Genomic DNA, 25,699 nt, shown 5'->3' on the forward strand with positions numbered 1-25,699 from the left:
CTTTCTATTTGTCTTCTTCAAATCGTACTTTCATAGAATTTGCATGTGCTGTTAATTTTTCCTGATTTGCAAAGAACTCAATATCTTTATGCACAGGTTCTAATGCTTCTCTAGAATAATAGATCACACTTGATTTTTTAATAAAGTCATCCACACTTAATGGTGAGAAGAATTTTGCAGTTCCATTTGTTGGCAATACATGGTTTGGTCCTGCGAAATAATCACCCAATGGCTCACAGCTGTGAGAACCAAGGAAAATAGCTCCTGCATTTTTAATTCTTGTCATAGTATCAAATGGATTTGCCGTCATAATTTCCATATGTTCAGATGCAATCGAATTTGCTACATCCACCGCTTCTTTCATATCTTTGGCAATTAAAATATAACCAAATGATTCTAATGATTTTTCAATAATTTCTTTTCTTGAAAGAACCTTTAAGAATCCATCAATTTCTTTGGATACCTGCTGTGCAAGCTCTTCGCTGGTTGTTACAAGGATTGCACTCGCCATTTCATCATGTTCTGCCTGAGACAATAAATCTGCTGCCACATAACGTGGATTTGCTATTTCATCGGCAAGAACAAGAATTTCACTTGGTCCTGCAATAGAATCAATGCTTACATTTCCATATACTGCTTTCTTTGCAAGTGCTACAAAAATATTTCCAGGTCCTACAATTTTATCTACTTTTGGGACAGATTCCGTTCCAAAGGCTAATGCTGCAATTGCCTGAGCCCCTCCGACTTTATAAATTTTGGAAGCACCGGCTTCTTTTGCTGCTACCAATGTATTCGCTGTGACCTTTCCATCTTTTCCAGGAGGTGTTGTCATAATGATATTTTTTACACCAGCAACATGAGCAGGAACAATGTTCATCAATACAGAAGAAGGATATACCGCTTTTCCTCCAGGTACATAAACGCCACAACTTTCCATTGGTGTTACTTTCTGTCCAAGCATTACCCCATCTTCTCTTGTCTCAAACCAACTTTTCTGCAGCTGTTTTTCATGGAAATCACGAATATTTTTAATTGCTTTTCGAATCACTTCGATCAGCTGATCATCGACTTCTTCATAAGCTTCTTTTATTTCTTCTTCCGTAACAAGAATATTTTCTGGTGTAATCGTTGCTCCATCAAACTGGCGTGTATAATCAAAAACTGCCTGATCTCCGTTTTCTTTTACATTTGCAATAATTGCATCTACTTTTTCCTGATACCCATCATAGTGATTTGGACTTCTCTTTAATAAATCCGATAAAATATTTTCAATTGAATCTTCATTTACTTTTACAATTCTCATTTTTATTCCCTCTATTTCTTTTCATCTAGTAATTTCTTTAATGCAGTTACAATCTGACTGATTCGTTCCTGTTCCATCTTCTGACTAACCTGGTTTACAACCATACGAGCAGATAACGGACAAACTTCTTCCAATACCTCCAGCCCGTTTTCTCGTAACGTTGTACCCGTTTCTACAATATCGACAATGACTTCTGACAATCCAACAATTGGTGCAAGCTCTACGGATCCATTTAATTTTACAATCTCTACCGTCTGAAGCTTTTGATTATTAAAATATTCTTTTGCAATATGCGGATATTTGGAAGCAACACGAATAATTTCATTTCCTGTCAAATATTTTTTTGCTTCTTTCGGTCCACAAACGCACATCTTGCATGCTCCAAATTTCAGATCCAGCACTTCATAAAGATTTCTTCCTTCTTCCAAAATCGTATCTTTCCCTACGACCCCGATATCTGCCGCACCATATTCTACATACGTTGGTACATCACTGGCTTTTGACAGGAAAAATTTTAATTTTAAATCTTCATTTGTAAAAATCAGTTTCCTTGTCTTTTCATCTTTCATCTCTTCACAGGTAATTCCAATCTGTTCCAGCAATGATAACGTTTTCTTTGCCAGGCGCCCTTTTGCCAGTGCAAATGTAATATATCTCATGGTTCTTTTTTCCTTTCTGCTCTTTATAATTTAATTAAAAAAGTAAAGTACTTCACCAAAACGATGTTTTTCCCCGAACTTTTCATAATCTTCTTTCGTACATTCTGAATTTTTTCGCTCCAAAATTACTTTCTGTCCTTTCGAACGCAGTTCATTTGCTTTTGCAACAGCATCTTTCATTAGATCTTCACTGTAAACAATCATCGTATCGGTTGAATCTGCTTCCATTGCAATTCCCTGTCTTGATAAAGCCATCATAAGTTCATCTAATACAATTGCAAAACCAACAGATGGCGCTTTCTTTCCAAATTGTTCTATCAGATTATCGTAACGTCCACCTTTTAAAATTGCATCTCCCGTTCCATAAGTATATCCTTTAAAAATAATTCCAGTATAATAATTATGTTTGTTTAACATTCCAAGATCAAAACTTACATATTTTTCTTTTCCATATAATTTTAAGATATCATAAACTTTACGAAGTCTCTCGATTGCTTTCTTTGACAGCGAATTTTCTACCATAGCTTCTGCCTGATCCAAAATGGCAACATCTCCATTTAGTTCATTAAAGCGAAGGAATACTTCTTTTATTTTTTCTGGAATTTCAAGATTTTCTACATATTCCATCAAGCCAAAATAATTTTTATTTAAAATAAATTCTCTTAATTCTAAATGAATATTTTCATCCTCAATTGTATTGGTAAGTCCCTCAAAAAACTCTACCTCTCCAATCGAAATTCGAAAATCTGTAAGTCCAGCTGTAAGGAAACAATCGATTGCCATAGCAATCACTTCACTGTCTGCCTGTGCAGAATCATCATTCACAAGTTCGGCTCCAAGCTGACATGTTTCTTTTAATTTCAGCTGATAGCTTGAGTTATTCAAAAATACATTTCCTGCATAGCAAAGACGAATTCCCATTTTTTCATCACTGAAATATTTTGCAACGCAGCGTGCAATTGATGGTGTCACATCCGGACGAAGCACAAGTGTATTTCCTTCTCGATCAAAAAACTTATACATTTCTCTGGAAGATACGGTTCCTTTTTCACTATTAAAGACATCAAAAAATTCAAACCCCGGCGTACGAATGCCTTCATAACCATAAGAGGCAAAAACTTTTTCTAATTTTTCTTTTAACTTGCTTCGTTGTCTACATTCTATTCCATAAACATCACGAACACCTTCCGGTGTATGAACTCTTTTCTTATTCATTCTTTTTTACTCCTTGTTACTTTATCGAATTAAAGTGATAATTCGTTAATACGTGAAACACTCTAGTATTGTATCAATACCAGAGTGCTTTGTCAACTACACGACCTTTTCTCTTTATAAACTTTTTTTACAGATCAAACATTTCCTGCTCTATATTTTCTGCAATCTCCAACGGATCCTGCAAAAGAGGAATGTCACAATATTGACAGATATCATCCAAAGCTCCAAAAATCCAAGGATTTCTTGCTTTAATTGCTTTCATCTTTCCATGCTGTTCTACAAAGGCTACAAAGAAATTTAATGCCATATCGATTTCGCTTTCATCTGGATTTAAGACTTCTGCAGTAATGATCTCCTCATTGGTAGCATCGACTGCCAAAAATAACAGTGGATGAACCGGACGATCATATGCTTCATCTTCTACCACGGTATTGGTATAATTAAAATCAAGCAAAACTTCGATATCCACTGGTGGTCTTTCATTTAACCGTTCTCTTAATGCATCATCATCGATCTGAATCGATGGAAAGGCTTTTTCTGCATCTGGAAGCATTTGTGCAAACATTTTCCATGTTTTACTTTCATGATCATAAGCGCGGCATAAACACTCTCCTTCTTCAAAATGGACTTCGATTGTTCCATCAAGAAGAGCACGAACTGCCATAATCACATTTTTATAAACATTGACCATTAGCGTAGCTTCTCTTTCATCCAAAATACATGGACGGAACCGATTATTATGAGATAAGAAGAAAATCCATTCTCCATCCCCACAAAATTCAACTCCGATCTGTTTTAAAATTTCAGCACTTTCTGGCGGAAGATCTTCTTTATTTCCCCAGTATGTGTAAAGGCACGTCTGTTCATATGCTACATACTCTGGCGGAAGATTTAATTCTTCTCCAGAAATAACCATGGCAAAATCTCCAAGTCCATCCAATCCTTCATAAACTGCGATCCCTTTCAAGGGATCTCCATCTCCTGTAAAACTTACAAATACTGGCTCATCATCATCTTCTAAACCAATACTTAAAAGATCTGTATCTCCTAAAAATTTCCACGGATTTAATGCATTAAGCTCCTTGGCAAGTTCATATAATTCTTTCCATAACTCTAACGATGCTTTCTTTCTCAAAATGATTTTCCCCCTGCAGTTATACCATTGTCTTATAATGTTTTTGCTCTATCTGCTACATTTTTCTGAAAATCCATCACATGATGCTGATATTCTTCATCCATATATTTCGATGTAATCATAAAATCTGCAGTTGCTTTGTTATTTGCAATTGGAATGTCATAAAGCTGTGCAATTCGAAGCAATGCTTTTACATCCGGATCATGCGGCTGTGCAGTCAGTGGATCAGAAAAGAAAATGACAAAATCAATATTTCCTTCTACAATCTGTGCACCGATTTGCTGATCACCTCCAAGAGGGCCGCTGTGATATCCTTTTACCGGAAGTCCTGTTGCCTCAGCAACCATTTTTGCCGTTGTTCCGGTACCACACAGAAAATGTTTTTTTAGTATGTCTTTATTGTCATCACACCATTGAATCAGCTCTTTTTTCATCCCATCATGTGCAATCAGTGCAATTTTTTTCTGTTTTTCGATGGTTACGGTAATATAGTCCTTTGCCATATTTTTTCTCCTTTATGCTTCCTTTCTAAAAGAAATGATAAGTTTATGATTTTCTTTTTCATTATAGCAAGTTTATATTTAATACGCTAGTACTTCATATCCATCTTCTGTAACAAGAACTTGAATCTCCCACTGCGCTGATGGTTTTCCATCTTCTGTATAAATTGTCCATCCATTTTCATCGTCTACAAAAATCTGATCCGTTCCCATATTTACCATCGGTTCAATCGTAAACATCATTCCAGGTGCAAGTACGATTCCTGTTCCAGGCTGTGCAACATAGCTTACATATGGATCTTCATGGAATTCAATTCCAACTCCATGTCCCCCAATCTCTCTTACGACCGTATATCCATTTTCCAAAGCATGCTGATGAACCGCATCACTCATATCACCCATGAATGCCCATGGTTTTACCTGTTTTAATCCAAGTTCTACACATTCTTTTGTTACTTGCACAAGTTTCTTCTTTTCTTCCGATACTTCTCCAATACAAAACATTCTGGAAGAATCCGAAAAATATCCATGATAAATTGTTGAGACATCGACATTAATGATATCACCTTCTTTTAATACAACTTTCTCGGATGGGATTCCATGGCATACTTCATGATTGATTGAAGTACAAACACTTTTTGGAAATCCTTCATAATTTAAAGGGGCTGGAATCGCTCCTCTGGATGTTGTCTGTTCATATACCCAATCATCAATCTGTTGTGTTGTCACACCAGCTTTAATATGTTCTGCTACATAATCAAGCACTGCAATATTAATTTTTCCACTTTCTCTAATTTTTTCAATCTGTTCTGGTGTCTTGATCATGTTATGGGATGGTACAAGATGTCCTTCCTGTTTTAATTCTCTTAATTTTTCATCGAACTGATAATGGCATTTTTTATACTTTTTCCCGCTTCCACACCAGCATTCACTATTTCTTCCGATTGTTTCCATTCTTCGCACTTCCTTTTTCTTTCATTCAATCATTTTCCTGATGTGCTTCTTTTGCATATCAAGTTATGACAATTTTACTATAACATAGCTCAAATAGCAATGCAGCGGGATTGACTTTATTCCTCACTTATGGTATTTTGAGAATAAAAGAAACGGTATGCTCTGGCTGTTTTGTCAGATCATGCCTTTTTGTTTGCTATGAATGAAAAAAATCATATGAACATGGAGGTTATTACTATGGCATTCGATGGATTTGTCATTTCCAATATTGTATCAGAATTAAATCATCAGATCATCGGTGGAAGAATTTATAAAATTTATCAACCAGAAGCAGATGAAATCACACTCGTTATAAAAAAAGACCGTAAAACAATGCGTCTTCACTTATCGGCAAGTGCATCTCTTCCTCTGGTCTATTTATCACAGGAATCAAAAACGAACCCAATGCAGGCACCAAATTTTTGCATGCTTTTAAGAAAACATATTAGCAATGGAAGAATTTTATCGATCCGGCAGCCAAACTTTGAACGTATCATTGAATTTACAATCGAACATTTAAATGAGCTCGGAGATTTATGTCAAAAGCGTTTGATCGTTGAAATCATGGGAAAACACAGCAACTTAATTTTTGTTGATTCTGAAAATATGATTCTTGATAGTATCAAACATATCTCTGCAAATATTAGTTCTGTAAGAGAAGTCCTTCCTGGAAGAACCTATACGTTTCCACCATCCAAAGGAAAACACCCTTTATCTGAACTTTGTGTAAAAGATTTTTCTGAAAAAATTATAAAGAAACCTTCCAATCTTTGCAAAGCTCTTTATACGTCGATCACCGGCATGAGCCCTTTAATCGCTAATGAACTTTGCTATCGTGCTGGACTTGACGGAAATGCATCTACTGATTCCTTAACGGAAGAAAGCGCAGCTGGACTTTACGGACAACTCATAAAATTAAAAGAGGAAATTGAGGATCAACACTATACGCCAAATATTTTATATAGTGGAGAGGAGCCAAAAGAATTTTCCTGTATTCCTTTAACTTCTTTTCCTGATTATACCGTAAAAACATATGATTCTATTTTCGAAGTACTTACCGGGTATTATTCAGAAAAAGAAAAATATACAAGAATGAAGCAAAAAACTTCTGATCTTAGAAAAATTGTTCAAACAGCATTGGAGCGTACAAGCAAAAAATATGATCTCCAAATTAAGCAGCTAAAAGATACGCAAAAACGTGAAAAATATAAAGTTTACGGTGAATTAATTCAAGCTTATGGATATAACTTAGAACCAGAAGCGAAATCACTCACTTGCATGAACTATTACACAAATGAAGAAATTACAATTCCACTGGATCCTTCTAAAACACCACTAGAAAACTCTAAAAAATATTTTGCACGATATAATAAATTAAAACGTACTTATGAAGCTCTTTCAGAACTTACTGTGGAGACAAAAGCAGATCTCGATCACTTGGATTCTATTGCTACCTCTCTTGCTCTTTCCGACCAGGAAAAAGACTTAGCAAGCATCAAACAAGAACTCAGTGATTATGGCTATATTAAAAGTCATGGAAAAAAAGGAAGCCGCAGACCAGCAAAATCAAAACCACTTCATTTTCTTTCTTCTGATGGATTTCATATATATGTTGGAAAAAACAACTATCAAAATGATGAACTAACTTTTAAATTTGCCAATGGTGGAGACTGGTGGTTCCATGCAAAAAATATGCCTGGATCCCATGTAATTGTCCGCAAGGAACAAGCAGATACCCTTCCAGATGCTACCTTTGAAGAAGCCGGCCGCTTGGCTGCTTATTATTCAAAAGGACGCCAGGACCCGAAAGTGGAAATTGACTATATTCAACGAAAGGAGCTGAAAAAACCGCCAAAAGCAAAGCCTGGTTTCGTTATTTACCATACGAATTATTCCATGATGTGTACACCAAATATTGATGGAATTGAAGAATTATCCTAAAGAATAAAGGCAGGTCTTTGCCAGTAAGACCTGCCTTTTTTTTAGGATGCGTGCATCCGATAATCCAATCTTAATTTATCTGCAATTAATGCAATAAATTCTGAATTGGTTGGTTTTCCTTTGCCTGCACTGATGGTATAGCCAAACATTTCCTCAAGCAATTCTACTTTCCCCCTATTCCACGCAACCTCAATGGCATGTCGAATTGCTCTTTCTACACTACTTGATGTCGTCCGGTATTTTTTTGCAATGGATGGATACAATAGTTTCGTAATATAATTCATCATATTGATATCTTCAATTGCCATGATAATTCCTTCTCTTATGTACTGATACCCCTTAATATGAGCTGGAATTCCAAGATCCCGGATAATTTTTGTTACATCCTGACGAATGTCATAGGATGTTGATGGAAATGCTTTTTGTTCTTCTTTTGACTTTTTCCCATAATACTGAACTTTCTGATTCATATATTTTAGGCGTGTGATCTGCTCGATTCGATGAAATAATATTTCTGTCTGAAATGGTTTCATAATGCAATAATCAATATCCATATGATTAATGCATTCAATCAACTTTTGTGTTCCGATGAATGTCGTCATAATAAAAGAAGGAATCTCATCCTCTGTCAGGCGCTCTCGACATTTCTCAACAACACCAAGTCCATCGATCATCGGCATCATAATATCCAGAACTACAACATCCGGCTTATATTCTGTGATTGCTTCCAAAGCTCTAATCCCATCGGATACAACCTCTACAATCTCCATCTTTAAAGCCAGCTCTTTTGCAAGTTTTTTTGCTTCCACCAGGTTGCTGTCTGCAATTAAAACCCTCTGATTTTTGTCCATACTTGTTTCATCCCCCTTAAGCTGCTGTTTATACCATTTTCTTTCCTAGCCACTTTACATGTTTTCATATCCCTTTAAAGGATATTATACCATTTTTTTACAAGATTGTATCAAATTTTTCTTTAAGAATTGATTTTGTCTTCATATTCTAAGCGAATTTTGTCTGCAATCAACGCAATAAATTCTGAATTTGTCGGTTTGCCTTTTCCTGCATGTACAGTGTATCCAAATAATGCATCTATCGTATCCATCTTTCCTCTTCCCCACGCCACTTCTATCGCATGACGAATTGCACGTTCTACACGGCTGGATGTTGTCTGAAATTTTTCTGCGATTGCTGGATACAATTGTTTTGTAACTGAATTTAAAATATCCATATCATAAACTGCCATCATAATAGAATCCCTTAAATACTGATATCCTTTGATGTGAGCCGGTACTCCAATTTCATGAATCATATTCGTAATAATAATTTCTAGTTGATTTTTTGTAAGCTTTTCATTTTTTTCGCGAAATGGAACCAATGAGGAAGCCATGCCGCTTTGAGATTTTGCCTGCTTAATTTTTCGAATTACCATATGTGAATCAAATGGCTTTAAAATAAAATAAGAAGCACCTAGCTCCATAGCTTCCTCACAGACGCTTTCCTGTCCCATGGCAGAAAGCATAATCACTGCTGGCTTTTTTTCGGCTGGTACTTCTTTGATACGCTCTAAAACTCCAATTCCATCTAATTTTGGCATAATGATATCTAATAAAACGACATCTGGATGACTTTCCTTTATAATTTCAACTGCCGCTTCCCCATTGTCTGCACTGGCAACTACTTCTATGTCATCATCCTGACTTAACAGCTTTGTTATCATATCAACCATTCTTTGGTTGTCATCTGCGATTGCTACATGAATCTTGCTCATATTATGTCCTCCAATTCTGTTTTAATTTACAAGATTATTATATATTCTGTTGAAGTTTCGATACAAGACGCTATCCTTCGCAAGTTTTTTCCAAAAGAGAAATTTTTCTACAGTTTTAGAGATCTTTCTTCTTCTTTAAAAAGAAATCTGTCGAAACATGTTCCTTTTCTTAATACTAAAAGAAGAGGAATATCTCTTCTTGGATATTCCCCTTCTCTATTTTTTTATTTATTTTTTTAGAAAAGAAAACAGACCCTTTTTTTCATATGGCTGTTTTTTGATATCGGTTACGCTATAACCAGTTTCATCGATTTTTTCTCTTAATTTCTTTTCATCAATATCTTCTTCTGTGATAATAACTGTGCGTCCTTTAGAATGAGAGGATGTCACTTTTTTTACATTAAAATTGTTTCGAATAACATTGTTTACATGACTTTCACACATTCCGCACATCATTCCATCAATACTTACAACAACTTCCTGCATGATAAATTCCCCCTTATTTGTCTGCTGCTTTTAAAAACTGGTTAATTTCTTCTACCAATTCATCTGGATTGATTCCATGCACACCTGCTGCCTGTTCAATTGTTTCCATCTGAGACGCCGGGCATCCAAGGCAGTGCATTCCAATATCCATTAGAATTGGAGCTACATCTGCATTAATCTGTAATAATTCACCAATCATTGTATCCTTTGTTACCTGTGCCATATTGTTACCTCCTTCGCCTTTTCGGCTGTTTCATTAATAATTTTATATTTAGTGGTAAACCACTTTTTTATGAAATTGATAAAACTTTATATTCTTCTTTTTCGACGGCCTCTTTCATAACCTGATTGCTGACTGGTTCTGAAAGTTTTACGATCGCTGTTCCTTTTTTATGACTTACCGTCGCAGATTCAACACCTTTGATTCCTTCCAGTGCCTTTTTTACTCTAGCTTCACAATGTTCACACATCATACCTTTAATCTTTAAAGTTTTTATTTCTCCTTTTTCTTCCTCTATAAGCAGCGGTTCACTTCCAAGAGCATCTTTTCTTCTTTTATCTTTTGATGCATTATTTACCTTAAATAGATTGAGTCTTAATGCATTACTTACTACACAAAAGCTTGAAAGACTCATAGCGGCTGCTCCAAACATTGGATTTAATGTCCATCCAAAGATTGGAATCCATACGCCAGCTGCAAGTGGAATTCCAATAACGTTATAGAAAAATGCCCAAAACAGATTTTCATGAATATTACGAAGCGTTGCACGGCTTAAACGTACCGCAGCCGGAACATCTGATAAACGACTCTTCATTAAAACAACATCTGCTGCATCAATGGCAATATCAGTACCTGCTCCGATGGCAATTCCAATATCAGCTCTTGTCAATGCCGGTGCATCGTTAATACCATCTCCAACCATGGCTACTTTTCCTTTTTTCTTCAATCTGCTAATAACCGCTTCTTTTCCATCTGGAAGTACTCCGGCTACCACTTCATCTACTCCAGCCTGTTTTCCAATAGCTTTTGCCGTACGCTCATTGTCTCCAGTCAACATAACAACATGAATTCCCATATTCTGAAGTTCTTTCACCGCCTGTGGACTATCTTCTTTGATGACATCTGCAACTGCAATGATACCAATTAAAATCTTATCTTCGCTGAAGAAAAGAGGCGTTTTCCCTTCCTCTGCATATTTTTCTGCCTGTTTTCTGATCTCTTGCGTTACCTTGGCTTTTTGTTCAATAAATTTCAGATTTCCACCGGCCAGTTCTTTTCCATTTAAAAAGCCGGTCAACCCATTCCCAGGAACAGCTTGAAAATTTTTAAGTTCTACCGATTTCATTCCATTTTCCTGCGCTGCTGAAAGAATAGCCCTCGCCAATGGATGCTCACTTTTTTGCTCTAAAGCATAGGCAGTTTTTAAAAGTTCCTCTTTGGAAACTCCTACCGAAGGATAAAAATCTGTAACCTGCGGTTCTCCTTTTGTAATTGTTCCTGTCTTATCAAGAGCGACAATCTGAATTTTTCCAGCTTCTTCCAAAGATACGGCTGTTTTGAACATTGTGCCATTTTTGGCTCCCATTCCATTTCCTACCATAACCGCAACTGGTGTCGCAAGACCAAGAGCACATGGACAACTAATTACAAGAACAGAAATTCCTCTTGCCAAAGCAAATCCAACATCTTTTCCAGCAATCAACCATACAATCATCGTAACAATGGCAATGCTAATAACTGCCGGAACAAAGACACCAGAAACACGGTCTGCAATCTTAGCAATTGGTGCTTTTGTTGCAGCTGCATCACTTACCATCTGTATAATCTGAGATAGTGTTGTATCTTCTCCGACTCTTTCTGCTTTACATACAAGAAAGCCAGACTGATTTAACGTTGCTGCAGAAACTTTATCGCCACAATCTTTATCCACCGGGATACTTTCTCCGGTCAGTGCAGATTCATTAACCGCACTGGTTCCTTCCATAACAATTCCATCTACCGGGATGTTCTCTCCTGGTTTTACAACAAACAAATCTCCTTTTTGCACTTGTTCAATCGGAACTTCAACTTCTTTTCCATCTCTTCTCACAACAGCGGTTTTTGGTGCAAGCTTCATAAGCCCTTTTAATGCATCTGTTGTCTTTCCTTTCGAACGCGCCTCCAGCATTTTTCCAACGGTAATTAAAGTCAGGATCATTGCTGCCGACTCAAAATAGAATTCATGCATGTAATGCATGACCATGTCTGCATTTCCCTTTAGTTGCGCATCTGTCATTGCAAACAATACATAGGTACTATATACAAATGATGCTGTAGATCCAAGCGCCACAAGGGTATCCATATTAGGAGCTCTATGCCAAAGACTTTTAAATCCACTAACAAAGAATTTTTGATTAACTACCATAACTGCGATGGTTAAAAGCATCTGATAAAGTCCCATGCCGATATGGTTTCCCTGAGCAAATTTTGGCAATGGCCAGTTCCACATCATATGTCCCATAGAAACGTACATCAGCGGGATCAAAAGGCACACAGAAACGATTAAACGACGTTTCATTATCGGGGTTTCCTTATCTTCCAGCATCTCTTCATATTCAGATACTGCTCCATTTGTTGAGGTTTCCCCTCCTTTCTGTGAAGCTCCATATCCGGCATCTACAACTGCTTTTATAATATCCTGCGGTGATGCACTTCCTTCTACTCCCATAGAATTTGTCAAAAGACTAACTGAACAAGATATTACTCCTGGAACTTTGGATACTGCTTTTTCCACACGGGCACTACAGGCAGCACAACTCATGCCTGTTACATGATATTGTTCCATTTTATCTCCTTTCCGCGACAAATTCTATCGCATTAATTTTTGTAATAAATTGACAAGTTCATCAATCACTTCATCATTTCCCTTTCTGATATTTTCTGCAACACAAGTTCTGACGTGGTTGGCAAGTAAGACTTTATTAAAACTATTTAAGGCTGCATTGACAGCAGCCACTTGCACCATAACATCTGTACAGTAGGCATCTTTTTCTAACATGTTTTGGATTCCTCTTACTTGTCCCTCAATTCGTTTTAAACGATTCATCAGATCTCTGTATTCTTTATCAGAACGTTCCTTTGTTCTGCCATGCTCTGCTTTTTCCTGGCAACATGGACATTTCTTTTCTCCTGCCATAAAACATCCTCCACTTTTTTTTAAAAATACCTTCAGGGGGTATCCTTACTAGAAAAATAATATACCCTTAAGGGGTATATTGCAAGTATTTTTTTCTGTGCAGCATCTTTTTACCAAACAGAACATAAAATCATATAAGCAACAGTTCCAGCAATAATGCTAAGAAATGTATGATTCTTCCATAAATGAACTGCAATACAAATTGCTGATGCAAGAAGTTTTTCCATTCCAACGCCTTTAAAATCAGACGGAACATCTTTTAAACAATAAACAATTAAAACTGCCATAATTGCTGGTGGTAAAATTTTTCCTAAATACTGAATTTTCTGCGGTATTTCTCGTTTTCCGCCAAGGATTGTAAAAGGAAGTACTCTCATAAAAAGCGTACAAGCAGCAGAAATTAAAATAATTACAAAAATAGCTGTGTTTTTCATAGGCTTTCTTCCTCTCTCTTTACTTTTTCTTCCATAATTAATAATACTCCAGAAACCAGGATCAATGATGGTAACATAAAACGATTCGCTCCAAAACAAAGCAAACATAAAACACCAACAAACAATCCACAAAGTGCCGGAAAATGATGTTTGGCTGCTTTCCATTGATCGATAAAAATTGTAAGAAACAATGCTGTCATACAAAAATCAATGCCAGTAAGCTGTGCTGGAATTAACTGTCCAAGAACCCCTCCGCCAACTGCACCAATCATCCAGGAAATACGGCTAAACAATGCAACATAAAACATAATTCTTCTTCGTTTTTTGTCATCCTTTAAAAAATCGTTTTCCTTCTCATCCTTCTTTTCAAGCATTGCACAATTGACTGCATATGTTTCATCTGTCATAGTATGTACCATATAGGGATAAAATTTTCCCATTTTTTTAAAATCTTCTACAAAAGTCAGCCCATAAAAAAATTGTCGACTATTCATAAATAACGCAGTCATCGCAATCGTGAGAATGGAAGCTCCACTACTTAAAAAAGTAACAAGCAGAAATTGAAATGCTCCGGTATAAACGGTAAGACTTGTAAGAAGAGACCATCCCCAAAAAAATCCAGCTTTTTCCATGGTCATGCCATATGCCATACTAACAAAAAGATAGCTGCATGTAATCGGCAGTGCCTGTTGGAATCCATACCATACTAATTTTTTTTCTGACATCTTTCTTCTTTCTCCTATTTCATAGTTTTTCTGTATGTTTTATATGATTCTATCATAGACTTCTTTGATTTTCAAGAAAAAAAGAAGGAAGAGAGCCAATATGACTCTCTTCCAGATGTATCATTTTTTCTATAGTTCTTCTCCACAAGAAGCAATTACTTTTTTGTACCAATCAAATGATTTTTTCTTTTTTCGTTTCATTGTTCCGTTTCCCTCGTTGTCACGATCTACATAAATCATACCATAACGTTTCTTCATTTCTCCGGTTGTAAATGATACAAGATCGATAATTCCCCATGGTGTATAGCCAATTAATTCTACACCATCATGATTCACTGCTTCTTTTACTGCCTCAATATGATTTTTTAAATACTCAATCCTTGGCTGATCATCAATCGTACCATCTTCCTGAATTTCATCAATTGCCCCAAATCCGTTTTCTACCACAAACAACGGTTTATCATAACGTTCTTGTAAAACGTTTAAAGAATATCTTAAACCTTCCGGATCGATCTGCCATCCCCAGTCACTTGCGCCAACGTAAGGATTTGGTACAGAATTTGCAAGTCCCCCAGAAACATCTTTTCCAAGATCTTCATTGACCGCATCGGCCTTTACAACCGTAGACATATAATAACTTAATGCGAGAAAGTCTGCCGTTCCTTCTTTCAAGATTTTATCATCTCCATCTTCAAAAACAATATGATACCCTTCCCGCTTAAATTCATTTAATGCATACGTTGGGTATTTCCCTCTCATGAACACATCTGGAAAGAAAAATCTCTGGTGCATTGCTTCCTGCGCTGCCATAACATCGGCAGGTTTACAAGAATAAGGATAAATCGGAACACAAGAAATCATACATCCAATCTGTGCTTTTGGACAAATTTCATGGCATTTTTTTATCGCAAGTGCATTCGCAATCAGCTCATGATGTCCTGTCTGAAACATCACTTCTCTTGGATTATCATCCTCTGTTAGTAACACTCCGGAATTTGTCCATAAAAACAGAGGATTTGCTGTATCCATTTGATTATTGATTTCATTAAATGTAATCCAATATTTTACTTTATCTTTATACCGTTCAAAACATATTTGAGCAAATTTCACAAAGAAATCAATCACTTTGCGATTTCTGAATCCTCCATAATGTCTTGCTAAATGAAGAGGCATTTCGAAATGAGATAATGTAATCACTGGCTCAATTCCATACTTCAATAATTCATCAAACATATCATCATAAAACTGTAGTCCTTCTTCACAAGGCTGTTCATCATCTCCATTTGGGAAAATACGACTCCATCCAATGGATGTGCGGAAACATTTCAGTCCCATTTCTGCAAATAACTTGATATCTTCTTTATAATGATGATAAAAATCAATTGCTTCATGGTTTGGATAAAATTCATTTTCTTCAATTTTATCTGTTATTCTTCTTGGAACTCCATGTGTTGAGACTACTTTCGGAATACAATGCCTCCAGCTTGTCACTCACATTGGAACACATTTTATCGACGGATGCACCAAGTTTCTCCATGGCATCTTTAGCCGTCTTTCGCTTTCCAAACTGCTTTTTTGCATTGTCAAATTCATCCTTGAAACCTGTTTTGTATATAAAAGTTATTTTATAGGGAACAGCATTTCCATCTTTATCATAACCACCTATAATAACCTTTTCAATAACACTTTCAAAAACAGCTCGATCAAACGCCTCTAAAACACCATTGTTTTTGAGAGATTTTCTAAATTCATTTAATCGTCTTCGAAGGTTACATTCTTCTTCAGACTGTTTCTCATAATAATTTAGCTTTGCCCGATTTTGGGTTAACTCTTTTTCATAAGAAATCTCTGCCTCTTCGTAAATATCCTGTGCAATCATACCACTCAAATATTTATCCAGCAAATTCTTACGCTTATTTGTTATATTATTTATCTTCTTTTCCAGACGATGCATCATTTCTTGTGAATCATCTTCCTTCAAAGTTTTCTCAACTCTTCGTAGAAATTCCTCCAATACATCCTTGTGATCCGTGCATATCATGCGGTATGATTCCACAAATGCCTTTTCAATAACTTCCTCCGGCATACCTTTACACTTCGGACAATATTGCTTTCCATTCCTAACAAAATTATCACATTGCCATATATATTTCTTATACTTTGATCCACTATGCCATGCCCGCCTGCATAATGTAGTATCACAAAAACCACATTTCAACATGCAACTAAAGGCATATTGTCTACTAAATTTTTCTCGTTTTCCCACAACTACTTCTTTTTTTCTACCACTGGTTCTCCTTGCACGAATTTCCTGTGCTTTTTCAAAAGTCTCTCTTGAAATAATTGGAATATGGTGATCTTTTATATAGAATCTATCCTCTTCCCCTCGATTTTCCAATCTTCTTTTGGAAATTGGATCTACGGTAAAACTTTTACCAAGAAGAATATCTCCCATATATTTTTCATTATTCACCACTCCCATAACACTAGAGCTGCACCATGGATTACCACGTATCGTATGACTCCCCTGTTGATTCAACTCCTTCGCTATCATAGTGCTTCCAGCTCCGGCAACATATCTGTCAAATATATATCTAACAGTTTCTGCCCCCTCTTCATTTATGGATAATGTCTTAGTCACCAAATCGTAATCATATCCAATGCATCCCTGGAAGCCAACCAACTCCCCTCTCTGCATTTTCATTTTCAAGCCCTTTTTCACATATGCGGAAGTATTCTCCACTTCCTGCTGTGCAACAGAACTCAAAATCGTCATTAAAAACTCGCCATCTTTCAAGGTGTTGATTTTCTCTACCTCAAAATATACAGCTATGTTTCGCTCCCTCAGCATACGCACATATTTTAATGTATCTAATGTGTTACGAGCAAATCGTGGCAAGCTTTTGGCAAGTACCATGTCAATCTTTCCATCTTTGCAATCTTGAATGAGTTTCTGAAACTGCTCTCGATTATCCTTAGTTCCTGTCATCGCTTTATCCGCATACACTCCAGCATATACCCAATCCTTATTATTCTTAATCATGTCCGTATAATACCGAACCATAGAGTCATAACTCTTTATCTGATCCTCATCATCCGTACTGACACGACAATAGGCTGCCACACGCATACGCTCTATTTTTCGCGGATTTGCTAAATTCTTATTATTCTCTTGTGCCTTTATCACTTCGACTTTCAATGTCTCACCTCGTTTTTTGTGTTCCATTCGTAGTGTATATAGCCATAACACAATAGTACATTTATTCTGTCAAGGTGAAATATCAGATATAACCTGATAATCTTTTCTTATTGCACGCAGTATCTTTTCATACTCTTCCTCCGTAATCATATTCTTTGACTTTAGTTGCTTGAGCATTGCCAACTGCATACTATATCTTATGATTTTGTTCACATTCATTCGCATATCATTCCTTTTCTATATCTGCTAATAGCAAACAACAACATAACTTATTACCTGCTATTAGCAGATACTCCATATAATCTCCAGTTGAAATCACCGGTCACTGTGGTCAGCAGCACACTCTGGACTCGCACCATCTCTTATAGACCATAAAGGGAGTATCATTATCATAGAACAGTCGCAACCACGGAATCACCACAATTCCTCTTTTGCATGGATGTTATCGCTCCCGGCATCTCACATCAGGCAGATGGATCAAATGTATATTTCCTCTCCATCACTTCAGCCTTACTGATCCTGGCGCATCTGCGGCACGGCGCAATGCGTAACTGTTCCTTATGTCCGATGAAATCATCATATTTAATTGTCGTTGTGTTCACGAAAATCATTTTTTCTTGTGGACACATCTAAATTATAAATGTCTGCTTTACCCTTGCAAAGAACACATATTTCGGTTATCCTCCACGATTTATCGGTGTATCATTCAAAAGAAAAAAGGTATTTTGATTATTTTTCAAAATACCCTCTACTCGGATTGAAAATCATTTCTTCCTGTTTCATCTAGTAATGCTTTTATGTAACCTTCTATACGCCCTTTCTGTCTCTCAGATAATCGTCTATAATTCTTTATAATCCAAACCTCACTCCTTTCTTCAAGACAAATTGTATTTTCATTATCATTAAAAAGATCTGAAGCCGGAACACCCATGCCCTGTGCTATTTTTCGTATATTACTTTCCCGCACATCATAATCTTTCTTCTGTCCCAAACTCCATAATGTGCTTTCCGGAATACCACTTCGTTTTGAAAATTCGTAGCGTGTCATACCTGTTTCCGCTAAAAATTCAAGATACTGGTTTCTAACAGATTTACTAATGGCAGACACCCCCTTTTTCCTCTGAGACAAGTATAACCTGACATAAGAAAAAGATATAGAACACATATTTCGATGTATTTCCACGATTTATCGGCGTATTTTTTGTAAAGTTCTTTGTTTTGTTCAACAAATATTTTTCAAAATAAAAAAAGAAAAGATGATAATTACAGTTTCGATAACCATTACTCATCTTTTCTCTCAGTTTTCCGCCAATCCCACCAAGTAAGGTCGGTTTAACCATACCTAAAATAGTACAATGCACCAATTTAATAAATTGTGTTTTTTTAACTGTTTATCACATTTTCCCATCATTTTTTACTCCAATCTGTCATTAGTGCTGTCATACCATATCTATAAAGTATCTTTTTACCATTTTTACATTTTATAAGTATGGCTATAACATACTTATAGGAGGTGGTGCTATGGCTCTCAACCCAAAACAGTTTGGTACTGTTATGAAAAATGCCCGTATGGATAAAAAACTCACACAAGCTGAATTGGCTGAAATTCTTGATCTTTCATTATCATATTTGAAAGACTTGGAGCGCTTTAAGAATACTCCCAGCCTTGAGGTTTTTGCCAAAACCATACAATATTTTAATTTATCTGCTGATACTGTAATTTATCCAGATAAAAATCTGAACAACAGTACATACCAAAAATTACAAAGACATCTACTTCAATGCGATGAGACACAGCTTAAAACTCTCCTCGCAATCACAGAAGCTGTCCTATCAGTCGATGACACTCGCACAGACAATTCTGATATTTAATTTTTGCTCTAATATTCAAGGTTCGTTTTGTCATAAAATGAACCTTTTCTATTATTTATTCAACTGTTCAAAAATATCATTTGCCACACTATCTTTTTCAATAATTCCCATACCACACAATAAGAACAGACAATCTATATATCCCTGACAATAAGCCTGTTGAGCCTCTAGTGATGCATTATCTTCCAAGCATTCTATCCATTTCTGAATAATTCTTTGTTCGGTTTCCTTCATATGCTTCATCCGCTCTTTTCCAATCGCCTGTATCTTTTCCAATTCATTTTTAGCATTTTTCTGTCCTGGTATCTGAATTATTGATTTTTTCGATAAATTTTCGCCACGCAATTGCTGCATAAATTTTGCCACTTGATTCCATATCTGATCACTTCCCATATTTTCGCCTCCATTCTTGTATGTAGTATTTACATATTTGAAATTGTTACACCACACAGTTAAAAACGGATTTTAATTACAAAATATTTATCTTACATTTGTAATATTTTAATTATTACACGCGTAAGATAAATAGTCAAGTTTTTATTTGACTTTGTATATAGTGGGATTTATAATAAAATATGTATATTACACTCGTAAGAATTAGGAGGTGTCTACATGAGTGCATTACCACAAATATCAGAAGCTGAATATGAAGTGATGAAAATTGTTTGGAAGTATGCTCCTATTAACACAAATGAGATTACTGAAAAACTTTTAGCAACATCTTCATGGAGTGCAAAAACTATACAAACTTTAATCAAACGCTTGGTCAATAAAGGCGTTCTGACCTATGAAAAAGACAGCCGGGTATTCGTTTATTCACCTTTAGTAAAAGAATCTGATTATATTGATCAAAAAAGCAAATCTTTTTTAGATCGATATTTTCACGGGGATATCACCGCCATGTTATCCACATATATAGAAAATGACCACTTATCCGAAACAGAACTAGAAGATTTACGCTCTCTTCTTTCCAAAAAAGATCCTACAGGAGGTTCCACGCATGGCTGAATTCATAACCCACTTTTTATTATGCAATATTGTTATCAGTATTATTATTGGCATTTTTTTAGTATCCAAGTGGATCTTTAAAAACACTCTGACAAGCCGGATGCAGTATAATTTATGGTATTTTTTACTTGTTCTGCTTTTAACACCATTTTTCCCAGTACAAAGTAAACAGTTTCCTGACCTTTTTTCCTGGCTCAATCATGTAATTATATCACCGGCATTTCAAACAGATCAAAATAAAACCGTAGTCTCCCCTGCAACCCTCTCCAATTCTTCTGACTGGATGAACGAATTTACTATCTCTGTAAATTCCAGCACTCCGACAATTATCAGAAGCATTTTGTTATGTGTATGGATTGCCGGTATGTTTGTAGTGCTCGTGTTGGTACTAAAGTCCTCACTGCAATTGCGTTCTTTAAAACGATCCGCACTTCCTCTTCAAAATGCCACTATATACAAATTGTATAAACAATGTTTATCCGAGATGAAACTCACAAGGACTAATATCCCCATTTATAGCACTGCTTTCCTAAAAACACCTATTATTACAGGCATTTTTAAACCCGGAATTTATATGCCAATTCATCTGATATCGGATTATCATGAAACGGATGTGCGTTATATCTTGCTGCACGAATTACAACATTATAAACATAAAGACTCTCTTGCCAATTATCTAATGATCCTTACGGCAATACTATATTGGTTTAATCCTATCATCTGGTATGCGTTAAAAGAAATGCGTAATGATCGTGAGATTGCCTGCGATACTTCCGTTTTAAAAATGCTCGATGAATGCGATTATGAAAAATATGGAAATACACTGATTAATTTTGCTGAGAAGATTTCCTCTTCTCCTTTTCCTTTCGCTGCAGGTCTTGGTGGAAATATCAAACAGATAAGACGACGTATCATCAGCATTGCTTCCTATAAAAATCCCTCTTTTCATAAGAAGGCAATTGGAATTATCACATTTATGCTGATTGCTGCTGGAATTATAAGTTTTACTCCTTTTATTTCATCCTATGCTGCTATCAACAATCAATATAACTGGAATTATTCTTCAGAAAATATAACTCAGACCGATCTTTCTTCATACTTTAAAAATTATGAAGGCAGCTTTGTTTTATTTGATTCCAATCGTGATAGCTGGATTGTGTATGACATGGAACATGCCACTCATCGTATATCTCCAGACTCCACTTATAAAATATACGATGCGCTTTGGGGATTAGAGGAAAATATTATTACGCCACAAAACTCCTTACTTATGTGGGATGGAAAAGACTATCCTTTTGAAGCATGGAATACTGATCTGACACTAGATTCTGCTATGGCAGCCTCTGCTAACTGGTATTTCCATACAATAGATGAACGACTTTCCCTTACTCGTATTCAAAATTATCTAAACAAAATTGAATACGGAAATAAGGATATAACGGGTGGATTATCTTCCTATTGGCTTGAATCCACCTTAAAAATTTCTCCTGTAGAACAAGTGGAACTTCTGAAAAAATTACAAGCCAACAATTTAGAATTCCATTCCAACAACCTTCAGGCAGTAAAGAATTCCATTCTTCTTTCATCTGTCAATGATAAGAAACTTTACGGAAAAACCGGTACCGGACGCATAGATGACAAAGATGTGAACGGCTGGTTCGTAGGTTATATCGAAACAACAGATAATACCTGCTTTTTTGCCACCAATATCAGTGCAAATAGTGATGCTACTGGAAATAGCGCAGCACAAATCACCATGTCTATCTTATCTGACATGAATATCTGGAGACAATAAAATTTTACATATCTTTTAATTATCAAAGAGATTGGATAAACATACATTATATAATTCTTTACCCAATCTCTTTATTTTTTATCTTTTCGATTTCTCCTTCAATATTCTATATTGATACTCTGGTATTTCCTTGATACCACCGTTTAAGATCTTATTTCCCAAATAACGGAAACTACCATCTTTATTAAATTTTACAGTTAGCTCATGAGTAATGACCGCCTCATTGCATAACACCATTTCACAAACCGCATCCACTGTAAGAGTAACTGTTCCATTGGAATTATGTTTAATCTTTGTAACTTCCGGGATAGAAGTTCCAAAAAAATTAGGTGCATAATTAAAACATCCCAACCGCATCCAATCATATGTCTTTTTCTTTTCATTATAACTTGCATACTTTTCAATCTCTTCTCTGGAAACAGGTAAATATTCCATTATCAATTGCTCAAATTGATCTTTTGGTATTCCACTTGGATATTTTTTCCCATTAAATTTCTTTTTATATTTCATAGCATATAAATATTCATATAAACCATTATAATCTATCTTTTGCATATGTTCCTGATCCCAATTAGAACATAAAATATTATTGCCCTGATACGCTAAACCACGAACGCATTTTCTTGATAATTTCCGCTTATTATCACTCATTGGCTTAATTCTGATCAGACAGCTTCCATCTACCATTTCCGTCACTTCAGGATATTCAGGCACACACAATTCATAGCAGAACCATCCTTTTCTCGAATATCTCCATTTCTTTATCCTTGTGTAGGAAACAAATGTAATAATTGGCTTACCATTATCATCCCACGATGCATTTGAAGCCAATAGAAACATATCCTTTCCGTCATAAATAAATTTTTCTCTTCCAATGCTGCCATCGGAATGAACTTCATAAATAACACCCAACCCTTTCTGTTTCTCCTGTACTTTTGCAAGAAATGAAGAAAATCTTTTATAATTCTCCATATTAGAATAATCTTCAGAAGCTGTAACAGAATAACCCTGTTGTTTTATCTTTTTAATCATTTTACATATCGATTTGTTATCTAAAACAACATTTAACGAATCTCCTTTATCCGCATTTCTATATATATGTTCAAGTCCCGACATTATCTGCATAGAATCTCTTGTAGCCTCTTCATTCTCTTGAGCGGATACCGGCAAGTCATATCCTTTTTCCAGATCTTCTTCCGATATAACATCTTTTTTTGTATTATTATTTGGGACACTTTTTAGCTTTTTCTCATGCTGACTTGATGTCTTTTTCACATCATTTGTCTTTTGACTGCACGAACAGCAAAAAACACAAAGAGTCATTACAAAAAGGATTAAATATAAAAATTTTCTCATAATTCTGCACACTCCTTCCTGTTTTCAATTTTTACCAAACCATTTATCCAAAACAGCCTTATCTTTTTTTACCACATAACCACTTCCTCCTATTCCCTTTACATCTTCAACCATACTGACAATAAGAATAGGTTTTTTGTTTTTCTTATCTGGTGTCATAACAGCAAACCACCCTAATTCAGTTCCTGTCGTATCACTCTGCGACTCTTTAATTTCAGCAGTTCCTGTTTTTCCTGCTAAAATCATATCTTTACGATGTATGGCATATCCCGTCCCGTGTGAATCATTTACTACACTTTTTATACCCTCTAACACTTCTTGGGATACGGATTGGGAAAAGGCTTCTGAAATCCACTGCTCTGCTTTGGCATTTTCTTTATACAATAAATACGGTTTCAACACATTTCCGTCATTGCAAAAACTTGTGTAAATACAAGCCAAATGAAGTGGATTGACAAGTACCTGTCCCTGACCATATCCCGTATCCGCTAACCCTACCTCACTTTGAATATGCTTATTATTGGAGAACTTTGACTCCGCCATCATTATTTCAAATGGAATAGATGAATGAAACCCCAACATAGATAGTGACCTCTCCATCTCTTCTGTTCCGATTTTAAGTGCTGCTTTGGCAAAATATATGTTATCTGAATATATCAATGCATTTTTCAGTATAACGGGGCTATATGTATGAAGTGTCGTAACATGATATGTCCCCCATGTTTTATCTTTTTGCCAGCTATGTCCTTCATTTCCAAAATTATCTGTTCCGGTAAATGCTTCAGACTGTAAACCAATTGCCGCAATAACAGGCTTGAATGTGGATCCCGGACACCATACTTGTCTAAAACGGTTATACAATGGTTGTTTCTTATCTTTATTTAATCTATCCCATTGCTTTTTACTCATTCCCATTATAAATGCATTCGTATCATAGGAAGGTGTACTAACCATTGCCAGCACTTCCCCAGTAAATGGATTCATGGCAATGGAACAACTTTTGTCACTTTTAAAATTTTTATATAATTGCGCCTGTAAATCCGCATCTATCGTTAATTTAATGTCTTTTCCATCTTTCGCTATTTTATATGCCAGCTGCTCTTTCTCTTTTCCTTCTGAATCAGCAATATATATTTTGCATCCATTTTCCCCCTTCAATTTCTTTTCATATACCCCCTCTAACCCCGTTTTTCCAATGACACTGGCATTTGTATATCCTTCTCCTGCATGCTTTTCTAAATCTTCTGCAGTTACATTTTGTACATACCCCACTAAATGTGCAGCCTCATCCTTTAATGGGTATTCTCTGACTTCTACATCCGAAATCATTACACCAGATATTTTTAATAATTTTTCCTGTCGTTTTTGTTCCTCAACAATTGTTTCATCCGGATCCAGTGCGAGTAAATCAAGTTCTTTTACTTTTGCAATTTTTTTAATCGGGACAAATGAATCTTCTTTTACCCATTTTGCCGTTAATTCCTTTTCTATATCTTCTGGTTTTATTCCCAACAATTTCGCAATTCTGACAATGGATTTTTTCCTATTTTCTAACTTTCCAGGTATAATTCCAACAGATGAAGCAACACCCTTTCCCGCAAGCATTCTTCCATTCCTATCCAAAATTTGACCTCTCTGCGCCCGTATTACGGACACACGCACTTTGTCATCCTCTGTAAGCCCTGGATAGATTACTGAATTACTCCATACCATTTTGTACTGTTCATCTTGTTCTAAAAAAGCAACTTCGTTTTTAAAATCCACTTTTCCGGCTACTGTGTCAAAAGCTGTATTATATTTAACTGTTAAACTTTCTTCTTCATAACCTATAATTTTTATATTGATGTTTTTTGCTTCAATCCCCTCATAAATAGCAGAATTGCGCTTCACAAAGTCCTCTTTTTCAATGGTTTCTTTACTCTCATTTGTTATCATTTCATACATTTCGCCATATTTTTTCTGACAAATACAATTCATATATGACTTCAAAACCTGTTCAGGACTTTTGACAACCTCTTTCTTAGTTATCCCTTTTATAGTAAACAGGACTACACTTGCTATAAAAATTATACTTATCACAAAAAAGCCAACACGGATCATTCTTCTTTTTCTATTATGTCTATCTTTCATAATT

General features: G+C 35.8%; 24 protein-coding genes and 1 pseudogene. 4 read left to right on the forward strand and 21 right to left on the reverse strand.

Annotated features, from left to right (window positions below):
• Nucleotides 1-4 precede the first annotated feature (4 nt).
• The 6 genes from hisD to KQI71_RS08990 form a co-directional block, all read right to left on the reverse strand.
• Nucleotides 5-1,303, reverse strand: coding sequence for a histidinol dehydrogenase (gene hisD / locus KQI71_RS08965; protein WP_216435568.1), 1,299 nt, complete (start codon nucleotides 1,301-1,303; stop codon nucleotides 5-7).
• 11 nt (nucleotides 1,304-1,314) lie between these two features.
• Entirely contained in the window at nucleotides 1,315-1,962 is a 648-nt protein-coding gene (gene hisG / locus KQI71_RS08970) for an ATP phosphoribosyltransferase (protein WP_216435569.1), read from the reverse strand.
• Nucleotides 1,963-1,992: 30 nt separating this feature from the next.
• Nucleotides 1,993-3,177, reverse strand: coding sequence for an ATP phosphoribosyltransferase regulatory subunit (hisZ, locus tag KQI71_RS08975; protein ID WP_216435570.1), 1,185 nt, complete (start codon nucleotides 3,175-3,177; stop codon nucleotides 1,993-1,995).
• A 127-nt stretch (nucleotides 3,178-3,304) separates the two neighbouring features.
• Nucleotides 3,305-4,312, reverse strand: a complete 1,008-nt coding sequence (locus KQI71_RS08980; protein WP_216435571.1) for a DUF7309 domain-containing protein — start codon at nucleotides 4,310-4,312, stop codon at nucleotides 3,305-3,307.
• Nucleotides 4,313-4,344: 32 nt separating this feature from the next.
• Complete coding sequence (locus KQI71_RS08985) at nucleotides 4,345-4,815, reverse strand: methylglyoxal synthase (protein ID WP_216435572.1); 471 nt, start codon at nucleotides 4,813-4,815, stop codon at nucleotides 4,345-4,347.
• 78 nt (nucleotides 4,816-4,893) lie between these two features.
• Complete coding sequence (locus tag KQI71_RS08990; RefSeq protein WP_216435573.1) at nucleotides 4,894-5,766, reverse strand: methionyl aminopeptidase; 873 nt, start codon at nucleotides 5,764-5,766, stop codon at nucleotides 4,894-4,896.
• A 237-nt stretch (nucleotides 5,767-6,003) separates the two neighbouring features.
• Here KQI71_RS08990 and KQI71_RS08995 point away from each other — a divergent pair, with 237 nt between their 5' ends.
• Nucleotides 6,004-7,746 (forward strand): Rqc2 family fibronectin-binding protein, encoded by a 1,743-nt coding sequence (locus KQI71_RS08995; RefSeq protein WP_216435574.1) that lies wholly within the window; start codon nucleotides 6,004-6,006, stop codon nucleotides 7,744-7,746.
• A 41-nt stretch (nucleotides 7,747-7,787) separates the two neighbouring features.
• On the opposite strand, the gene spo0A (KQI71_RS09000) is transcribed toward KQI71_RS08995, so the two are convergent.
• From spo0A (KQI71_RS09000) to KQI71_RS09050, 12 genes and pseudogenes are all read right to left on the reverse strand, one after another.
• Nucleotides 7,788-8,597, reverse strand: a complete 810-nt coding sequence (spo0A, locus tag KQI71_RS09000; protein WP_216435575.1) for a sporulation transcription factor Spo0A — start codon at nucleotides 8,595-8,597, stop codon at nucleotides 7,788-7,790.
• A gap of 122 nt (nucleotides 8,598-8,719) precedes the next feature.
• A complete protein-coding gene (gene spo0A / locus KQI71_RS09005; protein ID WP_216435576.1) occupies nucleotides 8,720-9,514 on the reverse strand; it encodes a sporulation transcription factor Spo0A in 795 nt (264 codons plus the stop codon).
• A 228-nt stretch (nucleotides 9,515-9,742) separates the two neighbouring features.
• On the reverse strand, nucleotides 9,743-10,000 hold the full coding sequence (locus KQI71_RS09010) for a heavy-metal-associated domain-containing protein (RefSeq protein ID WP_216435577.1): 258 nt from the start codon (nucleotides 9,998-10,000) through the stop codon (nucleotides 9,743-9,745).
• 13 nt (nucleotides 10,001-10,013) lie between these two features.
• Nucleotides 10,014-10,223 carry a DUF1858 domain-containing protein gene (locus KQI71_RS09015; protein WP_216435578.1) on the reverse strand — a complete coding sequence of 70 codons (210 nt, stop codon included), beginning with the start codon at nucleotides 10,221-10,223 and terminating at the stop codon, nucleotides 10,014-10,016.
• Between the two features lie 67 nt (nucleotides 10,224-10,290).
• Entirely contained in the window at nucleotides 10,291-12,825 is a 2,535-nt protein-coding gene (locus KQI71_RS09020; protein ID WP_216435579.1) for a heavy metal translocating P-type ATPase, read from the reverse strand.
• A gap of 24 nt (nucleotides 12,826-12,849) precedes the next feature.
• The gene (locus KQI71_RS09025) at nucleotides 12,850-13,176 is read right to left on the reverse strand and encodes a metal-sensing transcriptional repressor (RefSeq protein WP_216435580.1); all 327 of its coding nucleotides are present in this window, start codon (nucleotides 13,174-13,176) and stop codon (nucleotides 12,850-12,852) included.
• Between the two features lie 110 nt (nucleotides 13,177-13,286).
• Complete coding sequence (locus tag KQI71_RS09030) at nucleotides 13,287-13,610, reverse strand: branched-chain amino acid transporter permease (protein ID WP_216435581.1); 324 nt, start codon at nucleotides 13,608-13,610, stop codon at nucleotides 13,287-13,289.
• Nucleotides 13,607-14,335 carry an AzlC family ABC transporter permease gene (locus KQI71_RS09035; RefSeq protein ID WP_216435582.1) on the reverse strand — a complete coding sequence of 243 codons (729 nt, stop codon included), beginning with the start codon at nucleotides 14,333-14,335 and terminating at the stop codon, nucleotides 13,607-13,609. Before KQI71_RS09035 ends, KQI71_RS09030 begins: the two co-directional genes overlap by 4 nt.
• Before the next feature lie 129 nt (nucleotides 14,336-14,464).
• A pseudogene (locus KQI71_RS09040) lies at nucleotides 14,465-15,784 on the reverse strand (6-phospho-beta-glucosidase); the annotation flags it as partial.
• Nucleotides 15,756-17,534 carry a recombinase family protein gene (locus tag KQI71_RS09045; RefSeq protein ID WP_253288009.1) on the reverse strand — a complete coding sequence of 593 codons (1,779 nt, stop codon included), beginning with the start codon at nucleotides 17,532-17,534 and terminating at the stop codon, nucleotides 15,756-15,758. The gene KQI71_RS09045 and the pseudogene KQI71_RS09040, both read right to left, overlap by 29 nt.
• A gap of 69 nt (nucleotides 17,535-17,603) precedes the next feature.
• Entirely contained in the window at nucleotides 17,604-17,759 is a 156-nt protein-coding gene (locus KQI71_RS12520) for an SHOCT domain-containing protein (protein WP_330655385.1), read from the reverse strand.
• Between the two features lie 523 nt (nucleotides 17,760-18,282).
• A complete protein-coding gene (locus tag KQI71_RS09050) occupies nucleotides 18,283-18,699 on the reverse strand; it encodes a helix-turn-helix domain-containing protein (RefSeq protein WP_330655386.1) in 417 nt (138 codons plus the stop codon).
• A 356-nt stretch (nucleotides 18,700-19,055) separates the two neighbouring features.
• On the opposite strand from KQI71_RS09050, the gene KQI71_RS09055 reads away from it, so the two are divergent.
• On the forward strand, nucleotides 19,056-19,406 hold the full coding sequence (locus tag KQI71_RS09055) for a helix-turn-helix domain-containing protein (RefSeq protein ID WP_216435586.1): 351 nt from the start codon (nucleotides 19,056-19,058) through the stop codon (nucleotides 19,404-19,406).
• Between the two features lie 51 nt (nucleotides 19,407-19,457).
• On the opposite strand, the gene KQI71_RS09060 is transcribed toward KQI71_RS09055, so the two are convergent.
• A complete protein-coding gene (locus KQI71_RS09060) occupies nucleotides 19,458-19,799 on the reverse strand; it encodes a hypothetical protein (RefSeq protein WP_216435587.1) in 342 nt (113 codons plus the stop codon).
• A 219-nt stretch (nucleotides 19,800-20,018) separates the two neighbouring features.
• On the opposite strand from KQI71_RS09060, the gene KQI71_RS09065 reads away from it, so the two are divergent.
• Together KQI71_RS09065 and KQI71_RS09070 are read left to right on the forward strand one after the other, a co-directional pair.
• Nucleotides 20,019-20,414 (forward strand): BlaI/MecI/CopY family transcriptional regulator, encoded by a 396-nt coding sequence (locus KQI71_RS09065; protein WP_216435588.1) that lies wholly within the window; start codon nucleotides 20,019-20,021, stop codon nucleotides 20,412-20,414.
• The gene (locus KQI71_RS09070; protein WP_216435589.1) at nucleotides 20,407-22,209 is read left to right on the forward strand and encodes a BlaR1 family beta-lactam sensor/signal transducer; all 1,803 of its coding nucleotides are present in this window, start codon (nucleotides 20,407-20,409) and stop codon (nucleotides 22,207-22,209) included. The genes KQI71_RS09065 and KQI71_RS09070 overlap by 8 nt, the downstream gene beginning before the upstream one ends.
• Before the next feature lie 78 nt (nucleotides 22,210-22,287).
• Here KQI71_RS09070 and KQI71_RS09075 read toward each other — a convergent pair whose 3' ends face one another.
• Nucleotides 22,288-23,565, reverse strand: coding sequence for a DUF6070 family protein (locus KQI71_RS09075; protein ID WP_253288010.1), 1,278 nt, complete (start codon nucleotides 23,563-23,565; stop codon nucleotides 22,288-22,290).
• 24 nt (nucleotides 23,566-23,589) lie between these two features.
• Nucleotides 23,590-25,695, reverse strand: coding sequence for a penicillin-binding transpeptidase domain-containing protein (locus KQI71_RS09080; protein ID WP_216435590.1), 2,106 nt, complete (start codon nucleotides 25,693-25,695; stop codon nucleotides 23,590-23,592).
• Nucleotides 25,696-25,699 lie beyond the last annotated feature (4 nt).

The organism is Anaerostipes sp. MSJ-23 (genome assembly GCF_018918155.1).
In the GTDB taxonomy this organism is placed as follows: Bacteria; Bacillota; Clostridia; order Lachnospirales; family Lachnospiraceae; genus Anaerostipes.